Origin of the sequence: Rothia sp. HMSC069D01 (assembly GCF_001810135.1) — a bacterium.
Taxonomy (GTDB): domain Bacteria; phylum Actinomycetota; class Actinomycetes; order Actinomycetales; family Micrococcaceae; genus Rothia.
Genome location: NZ_KV800108.1, coordinates 247,190 through 267,410 on the forward strand (window position 1 = coordinate 247,190; position 20,221 = coordinate 267,410).

At 56.2% G+C, this 20,221-nt stretch carries 10 protein-coding genes; all 10 read left to right on the plus strand.

All coding sequences use genetic code 11. The features are described 5' to 3' along the window. Nucleotides 1–2 precede the first annotated feature (2 nt). Nucleotides 3–1,193, plus strand: a complete 1,191-nt coding sequence (gene secF, locus HMPREF2710_RS05445; RefSeq protein WP_049359427.1) for a protein translocase subunit SecF — start codon at nt 3–5, stop codon at nt 1,191–1,193. Between the two features lie 303 nt (nt 1,194–1,496). Beyond that, nucleotides 1,497–3,974, plus strand: a complete 2,478-nt coding sequence (locus tag HMPREF2710_RS05450; RefSeq protein WP_070599944.1) for a RelA/SpoT family protein — start codon at nt 1,497–1,499, stop codon at nt 3,972–3,974. A gap of 127 nt (nt 3,975–4,101) precedes the next feature. Continuing rightward, nucleotides 4,102–5,085 carry an Abi family protein gene (locus tag HMPREF2710_RS05455; protein WP_070599947.1) on the plus strand — a complete coding sequence of 328 codons (984 nt, stop codon included), beginning with the start codon at nt 4,102–4,104 and terminating at the stop codon, nt 5,083–5,085. Between the two features lie 190 nt (nt 5,086–5,275). Then, nucleotides 5,276–6,490, plus strand: a complete 1,215-nt coding sequence (locus HMPREF2710_RS05460) for a DUF3320 domain-containing protein (RefSeq protein ID WP_246824534.1) — start codon at nt 5,276–5,278, stop codon at nt 6,488–6,490. A 247-nt stretch (nt 6,491–6,737) separates the two neighbouring features. Further along, on the plus strand, nt 6,738–6,986 hold the full coding sequence (locus HMPREF2710_RS05465; protein WP_070599951.1) for a hypothetical protein: 249 nt from the start codon (nt 6,738–6,740) through the stop codon (nt 6,984–6,986). A gap of 134 nt (nt 6,987–7,120) precedes the next feature. Continuing rightward, the gene (locus HMPREF2710_RS05470; RefSeq protein WP_070599953.1) at nt 7,121–10,066 is read left to right on the plus strand and encodes an SNF2-related protein; all 2,946 of its coding nucleotides are present in this window, start codon (nt 7,121–7,123) and stop codon (nt 10,064–10,066) included. Nucleotides 10,067–10,379: 313 nt separating this feature from the next. Continuing rightward, nucleotides 10,380–12,419: a site-specific DNA-methyltransferase gene (locus HMPREF2710_RS05475; RefSeq protein WP_070599955.1), complete on the plus strand. Its 2,040-nt coding sequence runs from the start codon at nt 10,380–10,382 to the stop codon at nt 12,417–12,419. A gap of 189 nt (nt 12,420–12,608) precedes the next feature. After that, nucleotides 12,609–15,914, plus strand: a complete 3,306-nt coding sequence (locus HMPREF2710_RS05480) for a restriction endonuclease (protein WP_083303497.1) — start codon at nt 12,609–12,611, stop codon at nt 15,912–15,914. Nucleotides 15,915–16,192: 278 nt separating this feature from the next. Then, nucleotides 16,193–18,277 carry a hypothetical protein gene (locus HMPREF2710_RS05485; RefSeq protein ID WP_070599959.1) on the plus strand — a complete coding sequence of 695 codons (2,085 nt, stop codon included), beginning with the start codon at nt 16,193–16,195 and terminating at the stop codon, nt 18,275–18,277. 286 nt (nt 18,278–18,563) lie between these two features. Beyond that, entirely contained in the window at nt 18,564–20,126 is a 1,563-nt protein-coding gene (locus HMPREF2710_RS05490) for a histidine kinase (protein WP_070599961.1), read from the plus strand. Nucleotides 20,127–20,221: the final 95 nt, after the last annotated feature.

Sequence of the window (20,221 nt, forward strand, 5' to 3'; positions counted from 1 at the left end):
GCATGGCTACCGATGTGAAACCTAATGCTTTTGCCCGCTTCGGTAATGACCTGCATTCGGGCGCCCGCTCGTACCCCTTCGTGGGTAAGCGCCGCCTGTGGCTGCTGCTTGCGGCTGTGCTGATGGCGGTTTCGGTTCTGATTCCGGCTGTTGGTGGCGGCTTCAACCTGGGTATTGATTTCCGTGGCGGTTCGGAGTTCGTGGTCTCGAAGACTGCGCACGTTGATACTGCTACGGGTGAGCGCATTATTCACGAGAAGGCGAAGGACGCTTCGGATGTTCGCGTGACCAATATTGCCCCGGGTACGATTCGTGCCCAGATGAGCAAGCTCAGCGATGATGAGACTCTGCAGGTGAAGGCGGCTCTGCAGGAGGGTTACGGCGTCTCTGAGAATGACGTGACCTCTTCGTTTGTGGGCCCGACCTGGGGTGCGGATGTGACCCGTCAGGCGTTCTGGGGTCTGGTCGCGTTTGTGGTGCTTGCGCTGATTGGTATGGCGTTCTACTTCCGTACCTGGAAGATGTCGTTGGCGTCTATTGCGGGCCTGTTCTTCACCGTGGTGGTGACGGTTGGCCTGTACGCCGCGTTCGGCTTCGAGATCACTCCGAGTGCGATTATTGGTTTCTTGACGATTCTGAGCTACTCGCTGTACGACTCGGTGGTGGTGTTCGATAAGATCCGTGAGAACACCGAGGATGTGCTGGAACGCCGCGACACGACTTTTGCCGAGCAGATTAACCTGGCGGTGAACCAGACTCTGGTCCGTTCGATTAACACCGCTATTGTGGGTGTTCTGCCGGTGGGCGCGATCTTGTTCATTGGTGCGTTCATCCTGGGTGCGGGTACTCTGCAGGACCTGTCCCTGTCGCTGTTTGTGGGTATTCTGGTGGGCATGTTCGGTACGCTGTTCGTGTCTGCGCCGCTGTATGCTTCGCTGCGTTTGGGTGAGGCTCAGATTCGTGAGCACACCGCGAAGGTGGAGAGCGGCAACTTCAAGGATGCTGAGGATGCTGACGAGGCTGAGGACTCGGAGGGTTCGGAGGAGCCCGCCGAGGCTGAGAAGGCTGCGAAGTCCAGCAAGTCTGAGGAATCTGCTGACAAGGCGACCGAGGACGAGAAGGCAACCGAGAAGCCCGCTAAGAAGCCGGCACGTGCAACCATTGAGATTCACCGCGTGAACTTGAACGGTTAGCCAGCGTTCCGCCAGCGCTACTGGCGTTGCTAACGATAGGGGAGTCGATACCGAAAGGTGTCGGCTCCCCTTTAGCGTGCCCGTGCATTCGCCCGGATATTCGCTCAGAAAACGCGCTCGGGCGTGTTAAAACGTCGCATAGTTTGGCGCGTTCCAGACCGCTGGGTAGGATAAGAAGTGAAGATACTGTGCGCTCGCGTTTGAGCCAGCTGAGCGGGCTAGGGGCCGGTTTGGTCGGTATAGCCCTCAACGATGAGGAACTTGAGTGTGCGGCTGATTATCTTGAGCCCGAAGGAGCCCGGAATGAGTGCAGAACCTGCCGTGAACACCAACGCTGAGAACCCTGCAGGGACCGCCGAGAAGCCCGCGGTTCGGCCCGCTGGCCCGATTCCTCTGCCTGAAACTGATTCGTCTGACGCAAAGAAGAAACGCGGCTCGCACCGCGTCATGGCTGCTGGCGGACGTGTGCCGAACCGCCTGGTCTTCGGTAGCCGCAGCAGCAAGATGGAAGCCTCCGACTCGCACGGCGGCACCATCCGTTTCTCCCCGATGATTGCGCCGGTCGTACGTGCCGTGCGCCGCTACCACCCGGATGAAGACATCCAGGTGCTGCAGCGCGCCTACGAGGTGGCGAACCGCTGCCACGAGGGTCAGAAGCGTAAGAGTGGCGACCCGTACATCACCCACCCGGTCGCTGTGACCGCGATTCTTGCGGAGATGGGCGCGACCGGCCCCGTGCTCGCCGCCGGCCTGCTCCACGACACCGTGGAAGACACCGACTACACGATGGAGCAGCTCACCGAGGAGTTCGGCGAGGAAGTCGCCTACCTGGTCGATGGCGTGACCAAGCTGGACAAGATGACCTACGGCGAGAACGCCTCCATTGAGACAATCCGTAAGCTCGTGCTGTCCATGAGCAAGGACATCCGCGTGCTGCTCATCAAGCTTGCCGACCGCCTGCACAACGCCCGCACCTGGCGTTTTGTGCCGCAGGCTTCTGCCGCGAAGAAGGCAGAAGAGACCCTGAAAATTTACGCGCCGCTCGCGCACCGCCTGGGCCTGAACACGATCAAGTGGGAGCTGGAGGACCTGTCCTTCGCCGCCATGAGCCCGGAAATTTACGCCGAAATGGTGCGCATGGTCGGCGAACGCACCCCCGCCCTCGAAAAGTTCCTGAACGAGGCACGCACCAAGATTACGGAGCGTCTGAAAGAGGTGGGCATCGACGCGACCGTGACGGGCCGCCCGAAGCACTACTACTCGATTCATCAGAAGATGAAGACGAAGGGCCGCAGCTTCGACGAGATTAACGACATCCTCGCCGTGCGCATCATGGTTGAGGAAGAAGCGGAATGCTACACGGTGCTCGGCCACGTGCTGTCCCTGTGGCCGTCGATGACTGGTCGTTTTAAGGACTACATTAAGAACCCGAAGAACAATAACTATCAGTCGCTGCACTTGACCGTGTACGGTCCGGGTAACCTGCCGCTTGAGATTCAGATCCGCACCTACAAGATGCACGAAGAAGCTGAGTACGGTGTGGCGGCGCACTGGCGCTATAAGGCGGCGTCGCGCGGCGAGAAGGTCGCAGCCCGTGGCGGCGCGCCCGCGAAGGACCCGAAGGAGCCGGGCACCCAGACTTCGGCGATGATGAACGTTGGCATCCTGCAGTCTATTGCCGAGATTTCGAACTCCAACCCGGAGTCGGAGAAGTTCTACGAGTCGCTCGCTGACACCCTCGACACCGACGAAATCGTGGTCCTCACCCCCAACGGTGAGGCAATCGCCCTGCCCAACGGTTCCACCCCCGTGGACTTCGCCTACGCCATTCACAGTGAGGTCGGTGACCGCACGGTTGGCGCGAAGGTCAACGGCCGCCTCGTGCCGCTGCACACGGTCCTGCCCACCGGCGCGACCGTGGAGATTATGACCACGAAGAACGAAGACGCCGGACCCAGCGAGGACTGGCTGAAGTTCGTTCGCTCCTCACGCGCTCGCACGAAGATCCGCCAGTACTTCGCGAAGGAACGCCGCCTGGAGGCGCTACTCGCCGGCCGCGAAATGCTCACCAAGAGCATGCGCAACAGTGAGCTGCCGTTGCAGAAGATGATGAGCCCGGAGATTATGACTCAGGTGGCTCAGCTGCTGCACAAGAACGATGTGGCGTCGCTGTACCGTGCGATTGGTGAGCACGAGATCGCGCCGAAGCAGGTCATTGACACCCTCGTTGAGGTGCACCGCGGCGACGAGCCGGCACCCGAGGTTGAGGTCAGCGACTTTGACGAGACGCTGCTGAAGTCGACCCGCAAGGCGATTGGCGATAACGGCGTGATTGTGCCGGGTGCTGAGGGTGTGCTGACGAAGATTGCGCGCTGCTGCACCCCGGTCCCGCCGGATGACATTATCGGCATTGTGACCCGCTACAACGGTATTTCGGTGCACCGCCGCGACTGCCCGAACATGCGTAACGCTGACGAGGAGCCGCGCGTGACGACGGTCGAGTGGGCGTCTTCGCCGACCGCTACGTACCGTGTGCAGATTCAGGTGGAGGCGCTGGACCGTAAGGGCCTGCTGAGCGACCTGATTCGTGCGATTTCTGAGTCGGGCGTGAACATTCTGGATGCGCGTGTGCACACTTCGGAGGACCGCACCGTGGTGGACCGCTTCGCCCTGGAGCTGGGTGACCGTTTCATGCTGGAGCACGTGCTGAACGTGGTCCGTAACGTGACGGGCGTGTACAAGGCGTACCGCCTGACCGGCGCGAAGCCCTCGGAGGCGTAGGCTCTTTAGAAATATCCTTCATGTGTTGATTTTTGGGTGCTGGTTTTTGTACTCTTGAGTTAACCGTTCGGCCCGCTACTCTTGATGGAGTAGACGGGCCGGATTTCTATGTGGAAGGTCATATAGCATGGGTGCACAGGTTAAAAACGCTACGACTCTGAACGAACAGATAACGCTACTGCGTAATCGCGGTATGGCGGTTGATGACCGACTCGCTAGACAATGGTTGTCTAATATTTCTTACTACCGACTGTCTGGGTATTCTTATCCATATCGTGTTTTACAGCCTACAGATGACCCGAAGAAACCGTTTCGCGAGGATAGATTTGTTCAAGGTACTTCTTTTGAAGAAGTTGCTCAGCTGTACGAATTCGATCGGAAATTACGTACCTTAATTCATGATGCAATTGAGCGTATAGAAATAGCTTTACGTACGCGTATCGGCGAATGGGTTGTCTCTCACGGACCGCTGGCTTACCAGGACTCTGATTTGTTCCGCCCTGATTTTGACCATGCTGGGTGGCTTGATAGAGCAATGGGACGTGTAGAACGTGCTAAAAAGAGTAACGCTGCAATTCGTCACTACTCAGAGAACTATGATGGTTACCCTTTCTGGGTGCTTGCTGAGACGCTAGATTTCTCAGATATATCTATTTTGTATGGTGGGTTGCCTGTACTTGTCCAGCAGGAGATTTCGACTGCCTTCGGGTTTAAAGTTGATGCTACAGCTTTGCTAGCTCGACACAAGAAAACATACTATCGACAGGACCCGTTAGCGAGATGGTGTGAACAGCTGAGCATTGTGCGCAATGTGTGTGCACATCATGGGCGTTTGTTTAATAGGCGTTTTACTCCTGCTTCGACTAACGTGTTTCGTACTATCCCTGGGCTGTCCTCACTTCCGCGAGGACAGAGTGAAAGATTGTATGGAGCTCTCTTAGTAATAGCGTTTATGCTGAGAAGCGTCTCCCCGGGTACGACGTGGACGGACAAGCTCATTACCCTGATTAAGTCTGACTATATGCCGCTTAGACTACGTCATGTGAGCGAGTTGGGGTTCCCAGAAGATTGGGAGACTCATTTGAGAATGATGATGTCCGGTCAAGAATAACTCCGCCCCAGAAGCCACATGTGTTTCGAAAAGCCACTTCTTTGGTGGCTTCTCGAAACACATGTGGCTTTTCGCGGTTAAGCGGGTTGGGTTCCATAATGACGAACCGGTACGCACAGGTCGTTCTCATTAGGCATAATGAATGTGGTGGCAATGGTTGCTGCAACACATACAACGAAATGGTTTTTATATGTCTATTGAAAAGGCAAACGCTTACACTTTCTCTTGTTTGGAGTATTTGGGCCGTGAGCTTGATCCGCTGCTGACTCGCTTGGTGGTGGAGAAGGGGGTGATGTCCCAGTCTCAGGTAGAGGAGTATGGCTGGGTTTCTATTCTGCTTTACTTGGATGATCAGCGTAAGCGCAAGGTGGAGTTGAGCCGTTACAACCCGCGAGACGTTCAGCTTCAGTTGCGTATGCTGACTGAGCCGGTAGGTACTCCGGAGCGGAAGCACCCATTTGAGCCTGATTCGAGCCGTACCGTGGGTACGTATGCGCAGGATTTGCGTATTTTCCGCAACAAGAAGATGCACGGCAGGGATATGAACCGCAATGATGCGGTGCGTATCTACGATTCGGCGGCGCGTCTTTTTGAGGCGTTGGGTGCGCCGGAGCAGCAGGAGTGGTGTGAGAGCCAGCTGAACCGTGTGCATGCTGATTTGTTTGGTGCTGGTGAGGTGGTACCGGTTCGTCGTGAGCTGGATGAGGAGGTTCGTCAGGCTGTGTCGACTGCCCGTGAGGTGAAGACTGAGGTGTCTGCGCCTCGTGGTGCGTTTACTCGCCCGGCACCGGTTTCTCGACCTGCCCAGCCTGCGGCTCCTGCTTCGACTTCTCAGCCGGCACAGGCTTCTGATGCTTCGGTCCCTCAGCTGTGTCTTGCGGTGGGGGAGGGGCGTTACCCGTTTGAGCCGTGGGAGCCGATTTCGCTGGGTGACCGTGACATTTTTGATTCGCTGCGCAGTAAGCGTTCTAAGGAGCAGATGTCTGCTGCTCTTGAGGAGATTGTGTCTGCTGAGGGGCCGGTTCAGGCTGATCGTTTGGCGACTTTGGCGGCGCAGTGTTTCGGCGTGAATCGTTTGGCGAAGAAGAACCGCGACTGGATTATCCGTTTGGCGGGTCGTATGCCTGAGTTGCAGGTGGATGAGCATAAGTTCGTGTGGCATGTCGAGGCGCCGCGTGAGGAGTATGGCGAGTTCCGCCCTTCGGTTGATGGTGCGATGCGCGAGTTTGACCAGATTAGCCCGGTTGAGATTGCGAATGCTTGGCGCTTCTATGAGCAGGATCCTGAGCTGATGGATGAGGGTCAGGATGTTGAGTCGGCTGTGTTGGCGACTTTTGGCCGTAAGCGCCGTACTGCGAAGGTTAAGGCTCAGCTGGAGCTGGCTAAGGCGCTGTTGGCTGCCTAGCTAGGCATGATGGCTGTGTGATGCCTGGGCGACGGTTGCTGTTGGTGGCGGGTGCGCGTATTAAGGCCCTGTTGGGTTTGTGCCCGTCACCGGAGCTTCTGTCATTTCTAGGGTGAAAGCGCAGATTATTCCGGTATGTGTGTGTTTTCCGCTTATTTTGTCAGGGGTTCCATATATTTTGAGTGTATGGAGCAAAGGCATAGCTCCATGGGGTCTGTTATCTGAGTGAACCGAAGGAGAGATACTCATGGACCTGAGCGGTTACTACACCGGTGATGATTTTCGCGAGTTCTACGCTGGGCAGGACGCCTCGAATATTGACGATTTCTTCACTGAGACCGGTGAGTTTTTGATGGATCGGCTTCCTGAGCTGACGGAGCGTGAGGCTTTGGCTCAGATTCGTTTCTGTGATTCTTGTGCGGCGTTGTGTCAGAGCGGTTACGCTTTGGATGAGGCCGAGGACGCCCTCCGAGATATCTACACTCTGGCCGTTTGAACTCTGCCTGTTTGAACCTGTTCCTTCTAGATTCAGAGCTGAGTCTAGCGTTTATTTTTCTTTCTTTATGGGGCTTGTAGGCTTCGTATATTTTCTGTTTTCTATCCGCTTCTGGCGACCCGAAAGGTACTGTTGTGACGACCATTAACGATTATCAGGCTAAGTTTTATGCGCATGAGTTGCGCCGTAGCTATGCCGATAATGAGCTGGGTAAGCTGACGAGCCTGCTGTTTGATGCGCAGGTTGAGCCTAAGCCGCATCAGATTGATGCTGCTCTTTTTGCTTTGCAGTCTCCCCATATGAAGGGCGCTATCCTCGCTGATGAGGTTGGTCTGGGTAAGACTATTGAGGCTGGCATTGTGCTTACTCAGTTTTGGTCTGAGCGTCGCCGCAATATTTTGATTGTGGCACCGGCGTCGTTGCGTCAGCAATGGAAGCAGGAGTTGTGGGATAAGTTCATGATTCCTGCGACTCTGGTGGATTCTAAGAACGCAAAGGATGTTATCGAAGAGACCCGTCGGGGTGAGCCGTCGGTTTTGATTTGTTCGTACCAGTTCATGACGAGCTTTCAGGATAAGCTGGGTTCTCTGCCGTGGAATCTGATGGTGCTGGATGAAGCCCACTATCTGAGGAACTTCTATATGCCGGCTCATCGGCAGCCAAAGAGCGCATTGGCTGCTTCTAGGATTACTAAGTCGGCGCAGAAGGTTCTTCTGCTGACGGCGACTCCTCTTCACAATAGGATGGAGGAACTGTACGGTCTGGTCTCCGTGATTGATCCTGAGTTCTTTGATAGCTTGAAGGCGTTCCGTGCGCGTTATGTTAATGGGTCTTCTGACTTGTCTAAGAACGCGGCGATGGAGGACTTGCAGGAGCGTCTGAGCATGCTGCTGAAGCGTCATCTGCGCAAGGACGTGAACCTGTATGTGCGCTATACGAACCGTGGCACTGAGACGTTCCAGTTTGAACCTACGGAGAAGGAACAGCAGCTACATGAGATGGTTCAGTCGTTTGTTCATAACTCGACTTTTATGCAGTATTCTCCGGCGCGTAGTCTGATGGCGATTCAGCTGTTCAAGCGTTTGGGCTCTTCGACGTTTGCGGTTTCTTCCACTCTTGAGTCTATGGCTGAGCGTCTGCGCTACCTTACGGAACCTGAAGTTCTGACGATGAAGGAAGTTTCGGATGCCTCGCGTTCCTTTGCGCGTGGAGGTGCCGATTTTGATGGTGACGCGGGACCCTCTGAGGACAGTTGGCTGTCTAACCTTTCGGATAAGTCTGACGCATGGGCGGATCGTATTCTGAGTGAGCACGAGCGTTCTCAGCTTCGTCAGGAGGCTGAGGAGTTGAGCCGTGTGGCTGAGCATGCGGCGTCGATTACGGAGAACGCTAAGGCTCATAAGCTGCTGGAGGCGTTGGAGCGCGGTTTTGAAAGCATGCGTTCTATTGGTGCACCGGAGAAGGCTATTATCTTCACGGAGTCGACCCGTACTCAGGAGTACTTGCAGCGTGTTTTGGTTGAGGCTGGCTATGGTGATGAGCTGGTGCTGTTCAACGGTTCGAATGGTTCGAAGGAGCAGCGCAAGATTTACCGTGAGTGGCTGAAGGAGCATGAGGGTAGCGACCTTGTCACCGGTGTTCAGGCTGCTGATATGCGTAAGGCGCTAGTTGATAAGTTCCGTAATTCGGCTCGTATTATGATTGCGACTGAGGCTGCGGGCGAGGGTATTAACTTGCAGTTCTGTTCGTTGCTGATTAATTATGATCTGCCGTGGAACCCGCAGCGTGTGGAGCAGCGTATTGGTCGTGTTCATCGTTATGGCCAGAAGCATGATGTTTTGGTGATGAACTTCTTGAATAGCCGGAACGAGGCTGAAGCCCGTGTACTGTCTATGCTGCGCGATAAGTTCCAGATTTTCACGGGTGTTTTTGGCGCAAGTAATGAGATTCTTGGTGCTATTGCCTATGGTGCTGATTTTGATAGGAAGATTGGTGCTATTTTTGCGAACGCTAAGACCGCTGAGGAGATCGAGGAGGCATTCCGTCAGCTTGAGGAAGAGAATGCCGAACTGATCGCTGAGGGTATGCGTGAGACGACCTCTAAGGTGTTTGAGAACCTGGACGCGAATGTTCAGGATAAGCTGAAGCATTACGATGAGGGCTCGCGTGAGCTGTTGGGCGTTTTTGAGCGTCTGCTGATGGAGTTGACGAAGCACGAGCTGGCTGACTCGGCTGATTTTGCAGATGATTTGCGTCGTTTTGTTCTGCGTGAAGTTCCTGCTCTTGATGATGCTGAGAACGGTGATATTGTTCCGGGCACGTATGCGCTCAAGGAGGATTCGGATAATCACACTCGCCAGTACCGTTTTGATTCGCCGCTGGGTCGTTTTGTGGTGGATTCGGCGTTGAACCGTGAGACTCCGCAGCGTGAGCTGGTGTTCTCGGTGTCGGCTTCGGAGCGTCCTTCGAAGTATGCGCAGTCGTTGGTGGGTACTTCGGGTGAGTTGAGCCTGCGTGAGGCGACGTATACCGCTACGGTTGAGGGTCAGCTGGTTCAGGAGTCGTATCTGGTGGCTGGTGGTTTCACTGATTCGGGTAAGCCGCTGACGACTGATGATGTGAATGATTTGATGTCTTTGCGTTGCGTGAGTGAGGGCCCGGTTGCTGGCATGATGTTTGCGGATCGTATGGAGTCGCAGATGCGTGAGCAGACGAGCCGTCTGGCTGCTGAGGTGAATGAGCGTAATGGCCGTTTCCTGGAGGATATGTGGCAGATTCAGGACGCTCGTGGGCAGGATATCCGTGCGGAGGCTGAAGCGAAGAAGCTGGAGCTGCTGAAGAAGGAGCGTCAGTTGGCTGCTGATTCGAGGCGTGAGGCTGATTCTACGAAGCGTATGCAGATGCGTATTGAGGCTCGTAAGCTGAATAAGCAGGTTAGTGAAGTGGAGCGTGAATTGCACCAGAAGCTTGCCGATTACGATGTGTATATGGAGAGCATTCTGGATCGTATGAAGAAGTCTAAGGACGCGACGAGTTCGGTTCAGGACCTGTTCACGATTCGTTGGCGTGTTGAGCAGTAAGTAGGCTCTTTGCGGGCTGGAAGGCGGCTCGGTGTGGGTGACCATGCCGGGCCGCCTTTTTGACGGTTTCGTTGGACAGCGTGGCGGTTATGGCGGAAACTAGAAGGGTACATTTTAGAACGGTATGTCCCAACCCTAAATCCTTGTGGTTGACCTATCTTTGTAGTGTGCTGAATCGAGGAGTTTTAGGGCTCTGACATGGGGATAGAGTTGTTCCTGTGGCAGTCGGTTAGTCAATGTTGAGACTGGGCGGCAGCGAGTAGGTGCCGTGTTTTTATGGTTTGGGGCTTACATGGTGGAAGGTTTATCAACGATGAGCGAAGTTTCTGAATTCGGCAGTGTGCCGTTGTCTTCTCCGGATACGAGGGCGCAGCTGTGGGAGCAGTTGCAGGCTTCTGCGCCGGAAGTTTTTGCGGATGGCAAGCTGAATGTGGAGGCTCTGCAGAACCTTCTGGGCGATGAGAATCTGGCGGCGGGCGTTGAGAAGTTTGGCTTGACCTGGCCGGGTAAGCGTGAGGCTCAGCGTGTAGCACAGCTGCCGACTTCTGCCGCTATTCACCCGCAGATTTCGGATTCGGTGGATTGGGAATCGACCCGCAATGTGTTTATTGAGGGTGAGAATCTGGAGACTCTGAAGGCTTTGCGTTCGGCGTACCGTGGCAAGGTGAAGATGGTGTACATTGATCCGCCGTATAACACGGGTAAGGATTTTGTGTATTCTGATCGTTTTGCGCAGACTGTGCGTGAGCACGAGTTTGAAACTGGTGCTCGTGATGCTGAGGGTGCGCTAAAGGCGGGTACGGTTTTTGAGATGAATACTTCAAACTCGGGCGCGTATCACTCGAATTGGTTGAGCATGATGTACCCGCGCCTGGTGTTGGCACGCGAGTTGCTAACTGAAGACGGACTGATTTTTATCTCTATTGATGATTACGAAGTCGATAATCTTCGGGCTATTTGTAATGAGATTTTTGGGCAGCATAATTCTCTGAATGAAAACCCGGTTTCATTTATTTGGCCTCGTTCAGGTGCGACTGCTGGAATGGTGCGTACTGGGCATGAATATATTCTTGTTTACGCGAAGAACCGTAGTTCTTTGAACGGATTCAAGCTCTTTGATTACGGCGAAGACGCCTATATCAATCATAGTGCGCTTAAGAAAATCTCAAGGAGCAATCCGGAATCTTCGCTCACGCTAAAAGCGGGCATGAGGTTTGAAGGGGATGACGCGGAGTTCACCGGAACGATTGGCACGAGTGAAACTATGACAATTGATGGTGTCATGCGTTTTGAAAATGGTCGGCTTGTCGAAGACGTAACCGTCTCTGCGGGTTGGGCTATGAAGAGCCAGATTCAACAGTGGATGCGTGGAGATGAAACTTTTGATTCCAAAGGACAGAGAGTAATTGAATTCTATTTCAATAAAAAGGGTCTTCTGCGATATTGTAAGGAACGGTCTGCATTTTCTCCCTCCACTATTCTTGAATCAAAGGTAGTGGGTACGACTAAGAGCGCTTCTAGTGAGATTACTGAAATTCTTGGATATAAGAATCCTTTCAGCTACCCTAAGCCGACTGCTCTTATCCAGTATTTGATGTCTTTCTGCACCTCTGGTGAAGATATTATTCTGGATTTCTTCGCTGGTTCTGGAACTATTGCTCAGGCTGTCGTACAACAGAATATTGTTGATCAGCAGAATCGCCGCTATATCGCGGTGCAGCTCCGAGAAGACCTGGACCAGGCAAGCGAAGCGTTCTCTCAGGGAGACCGAACTATTCCTGATGTCGTACGTCATCGTCTCAGTAATCTTCCTAGCTATGTCCATGAAAAGTACGCCGAGCAGATTGCCCAGCGCTCCGTAGACAACCCCCTCGATACCGGTTTCCGTGCCTTCACCCTGGGTGAGAGCTGCTTCAAGAGCTGGAAGATTGACAGTAGCATCGGTGCCGAGAACCTGGACATGCTCTTCAACGACCTCGGCGACAGCCTCAAGCCCGGTGCTGAAGCCTACCAGGTCCTTTTCGAGCTGCTGCTCAAGTCAGGCTACCGCCTGGACGAAACCGTCGCCTCCTTCTCCCTCGGGTACAAGGAATTCTTTGCCATCGCAGCCGGCGTGCTGGCCTTTACGACCCCGCCCACCGAAGACGCTGCAACCATCCCCAGCCTCGAAGACTGGGAAAAGGCCATCAGCAAATTCCACGAAATCTACGGCTACGAACCCGTCCAGTTGCTCATGATTGAAGACGCGCTCTCCAACGAGAACAACTACGTCAACGTAGACAGCCTCAAGCTGAACCTGGTGCAACTCGCCAAGCAGCACGGCATCAACCGCGAAGACGTACTCTTCGCCTAGAAGCACCAGCACACAGCTGAATAAGTTCCTCACGCGGACCCTGCAGAACAACCCGGCGGCGGCAAAGAACGCACCGCGACCTACGCCGCCGCCGTGGTTCTTCTAAGAACCCGCAACCCCTGAACCACTTCAGCGACCACACTCATAGCAAACAAACTCCGAAAGACCCCCGTCCGAAAGACCACTGCCATGCCTCACCCCGACCCTCAGATCCCCACACCTAACCCCTTATACCGCGGCGCAGCAAGCCCTTCCAACCCCAGCCCCGCACCTCAGCGTAAAGGCTTCGTCTTCGACCCCTCACAGAAGCACCAGGTGCGTGCCATCGACTCCACCGTGGCACTCTTCGAAGGGCAGATGAAGCACACCGGAACCACCCGCAATATCATCCCCACGGGTGCCGCAGCCGAAGAAGACACCCTCTTCGCAGCACGCGCCGCCGGCGTCGTCTACAACCAGCTCGACCTTGACCGTGAAGCCCTTTTCAACAACCTCATTAAGGTGCAGGAGAGCAACTACCTCGAGCATAGTGCGGAGCTCATAGTAGAAGATGGTGTACCCCACTACGACATCGAAATGGAAACCGGCACCGGTAAAACCTACGTCTACCTGCGCACCATCCTCGAACTTGCCAAGAACTACGGGTTCACCAAGTTCGTTATTGTCGTACCCTCCGTAGCGATTCGCGAAGGCGTCAAGACCAGCATCAACTCCATGCGCTCGCACTTTGAGAACCTGTACCTGCAGCACGGTGTGTCCCTCCGCGAAACCTTCTACAGGGGCGACACTCCTGAAGAGGTCTACTCCTTCGCAACCGGTATCGGTGTCGAGGTTCTCATCACCACTATCAGCGCACTCAACACCACCAAAAAAGATGACCGTATCATCTATCGGGAACGCGATAGCCTCAACGGTCTGGCGCCCATCGACTACATCCGTGCTACCCGCCCCGTCGTCATCCTCGACGAACCGCAGCGCATGAAAAGCGACAATAGTACCATCGCAATTTCAGAACTTAACCCCCTTGCTGTCCTGCGCTACAGCGCTACCCACGATAAGGTCCGCAACCTCGTCTACCGCCTCGACCCGGTAGACGCCATGCAACAGAACCTTGTGAAGAAGATTTCCGTCGCTGAGGTCCTCCTCGATGGCATGACTACTACCCCTTACATTCGTTTTGCTTCTGTTGACGATACAAAGAGGCCCCTCAAAGCCATCCTAGAATTGGCCACGATAACTAAGCAGGGTGGCATCAAACGCGATAAAAAGACCTTCAAACAGGGTGAATCTTTGAAGAGCAAGGCCAACAACGACGCCTACGGCGATATCGCAGTCAACCACATCAGTGTGGAGTACGGGAAAGAAAACGCCTTTATTGAACTGAGTGCCGTTGAAGGTAAGAACCTGCTCCGTCTTGACGAATCCCTCGGCGATGAAAATATGGACCAGGTGCACCGTGCCATGATTCGTGAAACCATTCGTCAGCATCTCAAGAAGGAATACATACTGCAGAAGGAGGGCGTTAAGGTTCTCTCGCTCTTCTTCATCTATAGCGTGCACAGCTACCTGGGCGACGGAACCAATAACCTTGACGCCAATGGTGAATTTGCCCGCTGGTTTGATGAGATCTACCGCGAAGAAGTCGAACGCCTCGAGCAGATGACCGGAATCAGTAACTTCTGCTCGCACGACCCCCTGACTGCCCGCAGTGCTTACTTCGCACAGCTCAAAGCCAAGCGCGGTCAGACCCAGGGCGAATACGTGGACTCCACCGGCAAGAAGGAAGACGACGACGCCTACGAGCTCATCATGCAGGACAAAGAACGCCTGCTCAGCCACGAAGAACCCGTACGCTTCATCTTCAGCCACTCGGCACTCCGCGAAGGCTGGGACAACCCCAACATCTTCCAGATTTGCGTGCTCCGCACCATGAACACCGCGATGGAACGTCGCCAGACCATCGGCCGCGGCCTGCGCCTGCCCGTCAGCGTCAAGAACGGAACCCTCACGCGAATCTCTGACCCGAATCTCGCACGCCTGACTGTCATCGCCAACGAGTCCTACCGCGACTTCGCTGACTCCCTGCAGCGCGAATACCGCGAGGCCGGCGTAAGCATCGGACGTGTGCGCCGCACCGACTTTGCAGGCATCACAAACCGCACCGACAGTGCAGCCGAAGGTCAGACCCTCGGCGTTGCCCAGTCCGGTGAAATTTTTGATGCCCTCGTCAAGAACAAGATGCTCACCCAGAACGGCGAACCGACCAAACAGTTCACCCCGAACATGCTCGGCTTCACCCTCGACCTGCCCGAAGAGTACGCACCCTACGAAGACGAAATTATCCAGATTCTCGTAGACAACCAGAACACCACCAAGTTCGTCGAAAACGAGAACAAACGCGGCACCCGAAAGTTCAACCCGAACTTCCCCTACGAACTCTTCAGCGAACTCTGGGAACGCATCGCCGTTGACACCAGCTACCGGGTTCACCTTGACTCAAAGGATATTGCAGACATCGCAGTAGCCCGTCTCAAGGAAGCCGCAAAACACATCCAGCCTCTGGAGATTCGTATCGCAGAATCGAACCTCGAGATACGACGCTCAGGTGTTAAAACCGGTGCGGGTGGGCCAAGCACAACCCCCACCAAGATGGACTTGGACCATCACTACACCCTGCCGGACATCGTCGCGGAACTTCAGAAAGCAACCGACCTCTCCCGCAAGACCATCATCGACGTGCTCAAGGGATCCGAAACCTTGGACACGTTTATCAAGAACCCGGGCGAGTACATTGTGGCTGCCCGCAAGATTCTGCAGAGCGTTGTTGAAGAGGTCGCTGTCTCGAGCGCCGTCTTCCGCCCGCGCATCGTTGACGACGAAACCTACACGGAGAAAACCGGATACGAACCGCGCTACAACGCTGTACTCGACCAGAACGAAAACAGCGACAACCTCTGGAAGAGCATCAGCGGGGGAGGCGAATACCTCACCGAAGGTGTGGCAATGCCCATCATCCCGACCGATGACATCTTCGACCAGCTGCGCGGCGACCTGAGCGACTACCCCCTGGACAAGCTCTACAAAGTGTCACAGCCCGAAAAGACGGACTACGACTACCTGGTGCTGGACTCAGACGTGGAACGCCAGTTCGCGCAGAAGCTTGAATCAAGCTCCGCCGTCAAGTTCTTCATGAAGCTCCCCTCGAACTTCAAGATCGACACCCCCAGCGGCAAGTACAACCCCGACTGGGCGTACGTTCTTGAAAGCGATGACGGAGAGAAGACCTTCTGCGTTGTGGAAACGAAGAGCACCCACAACGAGGCAGAACGTCGTGCCGGTGAGAACCAGAAGATTAAGGTTGGTGAGAACCACTACGAAGCAGTCAACCGTCTGATTCTTAGTGCGAAGTACTCTTCTAACGGATCCAGCCTGAAGATCTTGCCGAAGGTTATCTACGGGGTGAAGACTCACGAGGATTCGCCTATTCCCGGGTAGCCGGTAATTATCCCGCCCAGGGGTAATCTGCTCAGAGGTAATCCGCCCAGAAGCCACATGTGTTTCGAAAAGCCACTTCTTCGGTGGCTTCTCGAAACACATGTGGCTTCTCGCCGTTCATGAGGGGCAGGGGGCCCGTGCTTTACCCCCGGGTAAATCCCGTTCCGCTTATCGTGTCAGGGGTCCGCCCTATTCTGGAACCAGAAGCACCGCAGCCCACGCGCCGAGAGCACCGCAGCCTCCCAGCGCCAGCGCATCCGAGAGAAAGGACCGTCACCATGGCACGCAGCCCCGAAGCCGAAGCCCGTTACAAGGCCTACCAGAAGAAGTACCACGCCGAACGCAACGCCCGCGCCCGCTACTCCTATGAGCGACTCGAAAAGGCACACCGCGTCGTCGTCAAGGGCAAGGACCTCTCCGCCGAACTCATGCAGCGCCGCGCCCCCGGCATCACCGGCGAAACCCCCTGGGACAAGGACCTCACCGTCCACCCCTACAAGTGGCGCCGCCAGGGCATGCCCAAAGACCTTCCCCGCTACGTGAGCAACGCGTTCGGTGACGCGGCCCCTTACAAATCCTTCACCGATCCGCGCATGCTCTTCGACTGCTCCCTCTTCGACAACATGACCGATGAGGAAATCGCCTACTTCAACGACGAGAAGCACTGGGTCGTCGAGGACCTGGATACCGACATCACCCTCAAGAACGAGCTGGAAGGCGAGCCCGGCGTGTACGGCTACCTCGTGCACGTGAACCGAGGACGCAAGGAGGTGAACAACCCTCCGAAGGGCCGCCCGCGGTACAAGCGCAAGGACGGCAAGGAACTCATCTGGGATGACCCGCGCCTGGACGCACCCTGGTGGCAGGAATGCGGCGATTACATCTACGTGTACCTGAATGAGAAGGAAGCTCGTGATTCCTTCAAGCAGCAGAAGATGCGCCTGGACGACCTGAACCAGGAGGTGCGCCTGTACCGCCTGACCAAGCCCATCAGCATCAGCGAGGCCCGCGCGTGGCTGAACAGTGACCACCCGCTGCGCGAAGAGAAGCACGGCGCCATCACCCTGGACGCCTTCGGCACCGGACAGTACGGCCGCCCCGGTGAACTTCGCCTGCCGCAGCAGCCCGCCCCTGATGAGGATGAGCAGGATCGTATTGCTGAGGAAGAGTACTGGAACAGCCTCACCCCCGAAGAGCAGCAGAAGACCCTGGACGACCTCGAATACTACCAGGCCCTGGAAGAGAAGCGCCGCCAGATCAACAAGGAACGCTGCGATGCCATGGAGCCGATGTACACGGAGCGTTTCAACATCGACACCTACATGGCATCGGAACTGGCGAAGGTCGAAGCAGAAGTAGAAGCCGACCCCGACGACGAAGAAGCCGCCGAATGGGCACAGACCCTGCGGGACGCAATCCCCAAGATGACCCTCGACGACAAGCTCAAGTACCTCGGCGAAAACATGTACTGGGAAGACCCCGACGGGTGCGAAGAACTGCTGCGCACCCTGAACATCATCACCCCGTACGAGACGCAGCTTCGCCTCGCATACGTACTAGACCCGAGCCAGTGGATGATCGAACACGCCGTCAACATCCACAAGGCAAAACTGAAGAACGGCACCGAAACCAAAAAGCTCAACTTCCGCCGCAAGGGCGGCCAGTACCACCTGAACGAAGAACAGGAAGAATACGTTCGCAATATTCAGGTGAACGACTTCGCCTACGAAGGCGAACACCGCTCCAACGAACTCCTGCAGATGGTGTACGACAACGAATGGTACCCCTGCCTGGAGCCCGACCAGCACGAAGAAATCAACGGCTTCTCCTGGGAAACCATCAACATGGAGGACTACCGCGCCGGCCGCCTGCTGACCTTCGGCGACGCTCTCCCTGATGGTGCCATCGCCCCTCCGCACGACCGTATCGAGTACCTGGCCGACCTGGTCAAGCGCGGCGAAATTGACGTGCCGACCTTCTGGGAGCGTGTTAAAACCAATTCGTACGTGGGCACCGTGGAAAAGTTCGGTCCTGACGGGGAAGAGTCCTTCATCATCACGAAGAAGAACTGGCGCCAGTTCGTTAATTATCGGGAAGAACGGCCGAACAGTGAGTCGGACTCCTTGCGGTACTGTCAGTTCCCCGAAGCACTTGGAGGCGACGAGTTCGTGGACCTCATGGAACGAACCTACAACTGGCGCATCGCAGACTGGGAAGCGTGGATCGACTCGCTGCCCGACGACTGGTTTGCGGTGAACACCAAGGCAGTTCAGGCCGCTCTCGATGAGTACGAGTACGGGGTTCTCGGAATCGACATTGTGATGGTCTGGGGCCGGGAAATTAAGCGCCGCCGCGGCAAGTAGCCCACCAGGCTAAAGCACCGGTAAAACAAGCGCCGGTAAAACACAGGGCGCGGCGCACCCGCAGCGTTGGATGCGCCGCCCCTCCACCCGCCACCATGCTCGCTGCCCGCCAAACTCGCCGCTGAGCGCGCGCTCGCCGGTGAGAGTACAGCCGCCTCCGCATCGCGATTTATCGCGAAAAAAGCACCCCTGCCCGCTTAGCCTGTCAGGGGAGTAGCGTACAGTAAAACACATCACACACCCACACAATCGAATCCGATAAACAACCACACCCCAAGGAGTGAACATGCCGCACAACGCCGTATCACACATCCAGCAGCAGTACGCCGCACACCACCCGCGATGCAACACCTTCGCCCTGGACAAGCCCAAGAGCGCAGCCTATGGCTACACGGCCGCCTTCATCGCGTTCAGCAACGCGGACGGCACGCCCACCAACGAGACGCTCACCCTCGACAGCATCCACGCCGCCGCAGAAGCCTGCCAGGTCATCGACATGGGCTTCGACTACACGCCCTACTACGACGGCGAACCGGTCAACCCGCCCACCTGCCACCTCATCATGGGCACCAACTTCGGCGAATCGAACAAGAAGTATGCGCTTTCCTCGCTCTACGGCACGGCGCGGATCTACCTGATTACCGCCGACGCACCCACCGTCAAAGTCGACGGGTTCATGACGAAGCTGTCCATGTTCGTCAACAAGATGCGTAACAGCGAAACCTGGAACCGCGCCAAAGCATACATTCTGAGCACCTCACCGGCAGGGGAGGAGCTGCAGAGCTTCGCGTGCTCCTTCACCACCTTCGCCATGCCGCGCAAGTACATCGTGGACCATGAGAAGCCCTGGCGACCCGAGAAGGAAATCGTCGTCAACAACAGCCTGCAGATGGCATTCCGACCCGGCATTTTCTGGCCGAAGCAGTCCGCCGTGGACCCCTCGCGTCCGCTGACCGTGCGTGCTTCTGAAGGTCCGGCAACTTTTGAAAGCATCTCAGATCTGACCTGCGGCGGTGTCCCCGTTGAGAAGACGGCAAAAGCCCTGGAAAAGCGGCAGAACATCAACACCTACATCTACCACTTCGCCTACCCGAAAAACCTGGGGGAGCAGCCGAACCTCACCGTCGTCAACTACATGGTGGATGTGCTCGCCCTGCACCTGCGCGAACTGGACAAGCTGCAGCTGGCACCGAACGCACAGCCGCCGCTTGAGTGGACCATGGAGGACATGCTTTTCAGTTCGGCGTTCGTTGTTCAGGATCTTGCCGAGCAGAGTGGCGTTCCTGAGGGGTCGCACTTGCAGGTTCCTAGTGGCCAGCCGCGACAGCGTACACCGCAGGTCAGCCCGGAGCGTCCGGCACCTACCGCTCAGCCCGCACCTGCCGCTCAGCCCGCTCAGGAGGCGCGCCCGGCTCCCGCGCAGAGTTCGGCACCTGCCCAGCCGCAGCAGCCGAACCCGCGCCCCGCGTACTCTAACCCGCCGCGCCCGCAGGCGAACCAGGCGACGGCAAATCAGGCAGAACCCGCGTACCAGCAGGCTCCTCAGCCGAGCCCTGAGTACCGCCCGAACCCGCAGGGATACCAGGCACACGGCCACGCGGACGCCCCGCACCACGCAGAATCCCAGTACCGCCCCGATGCCCACTACCACCCGGGTACTCAGCCTCAGGCAGGCGCGTACCGGGCGCAGGGTTATCAGGATCCGAACTATCAGGCACCGGGTTACCAGCCGAACCCGCAGCACCCGCAGGCGAACTACCCGTACCAGCCGGCCCCCGCTGGCACCCGATACGCCGGAAACCAGAAGGGTTTCTGGGGTAAGGTCGCGTCATTCCTGAGGGGCGAGTAGACCCGAATGTAGCGTGGTAATCCGCCGTTATTCGCCCAGAAGCAACATGTGTTTCGAAAAGCAACTTCTTTGGTGGCTTCTCGAAACACATGTGG

Excerpts from the sequence above, each read along its gene's own strand:
- secF (WP_049359427.1), top strand. The coding sequence starts at position 3 with ATGGCTACCGATGTGAAACCTAATGCTTTTGCCCGCTTCGGTAATGAC.
- HMPREF2710_RS05450 (WP_070599944.1), top strand. The coding sequence starts at position 1,497 with ATGAGTGCAGAACCTGCCGTGAACACCAACGCTGAGAACCCTGCAGGG.
- HMPREF2710_RS05455 (WP_070599947.1), top strand. The coding sequence starts at position 4,102 with ATGGGTGCACAGGTTAAAAACGCTACGACTCTGAACGAACAGATAACG.
- HMPREF2710_RS05460 (WP_246824534.1), top strand. The coding sequence starts at position 5,276 with ATGTCTATTGAAAAGGCAAACGCTTACACTTTCTCTTGTTTGGAGTAT.
- HMPREF2710_RS05465 (WP_070599951.1), top strand. The coding sequence starts at position 6,738 with ATGGACCTGAGCGGTTACTACACCGGTGATGATTTTCGCGAGTTCTAC.
- HMPREF2710_RS05475 (WP_070599955.1), top strand. The coding sequence starts at position 10,380 with ATGAGCGAAGTTTCTGAATTCGGCAGTGTGCCGTTGTCTTCTCCGGAT.
- HMPREF2710_RS05480 (WP_083303497.1), top strand. The coding sequence starts at position 12,609 with ATGCCTCACCCCGACCCTCAGATCCCCACACCTAACCCCTTATACCGC.
- HMPREF2710_RS05485 (WP_070599959.1), top strand. The coding sequence starts at position 16,193 with ATGGCACGCAGCCCCGAAGCCGAAGCCCGTTACAAGGCCTACCAGAAG.
- HMPREF2710_RS05490 (WP_070599961.1), top strand. The coding sequence starts at position 18,564 with ATGCCGCACAACGCCGTATCACACATCCAGCAGCAGTACGCCGCACAC.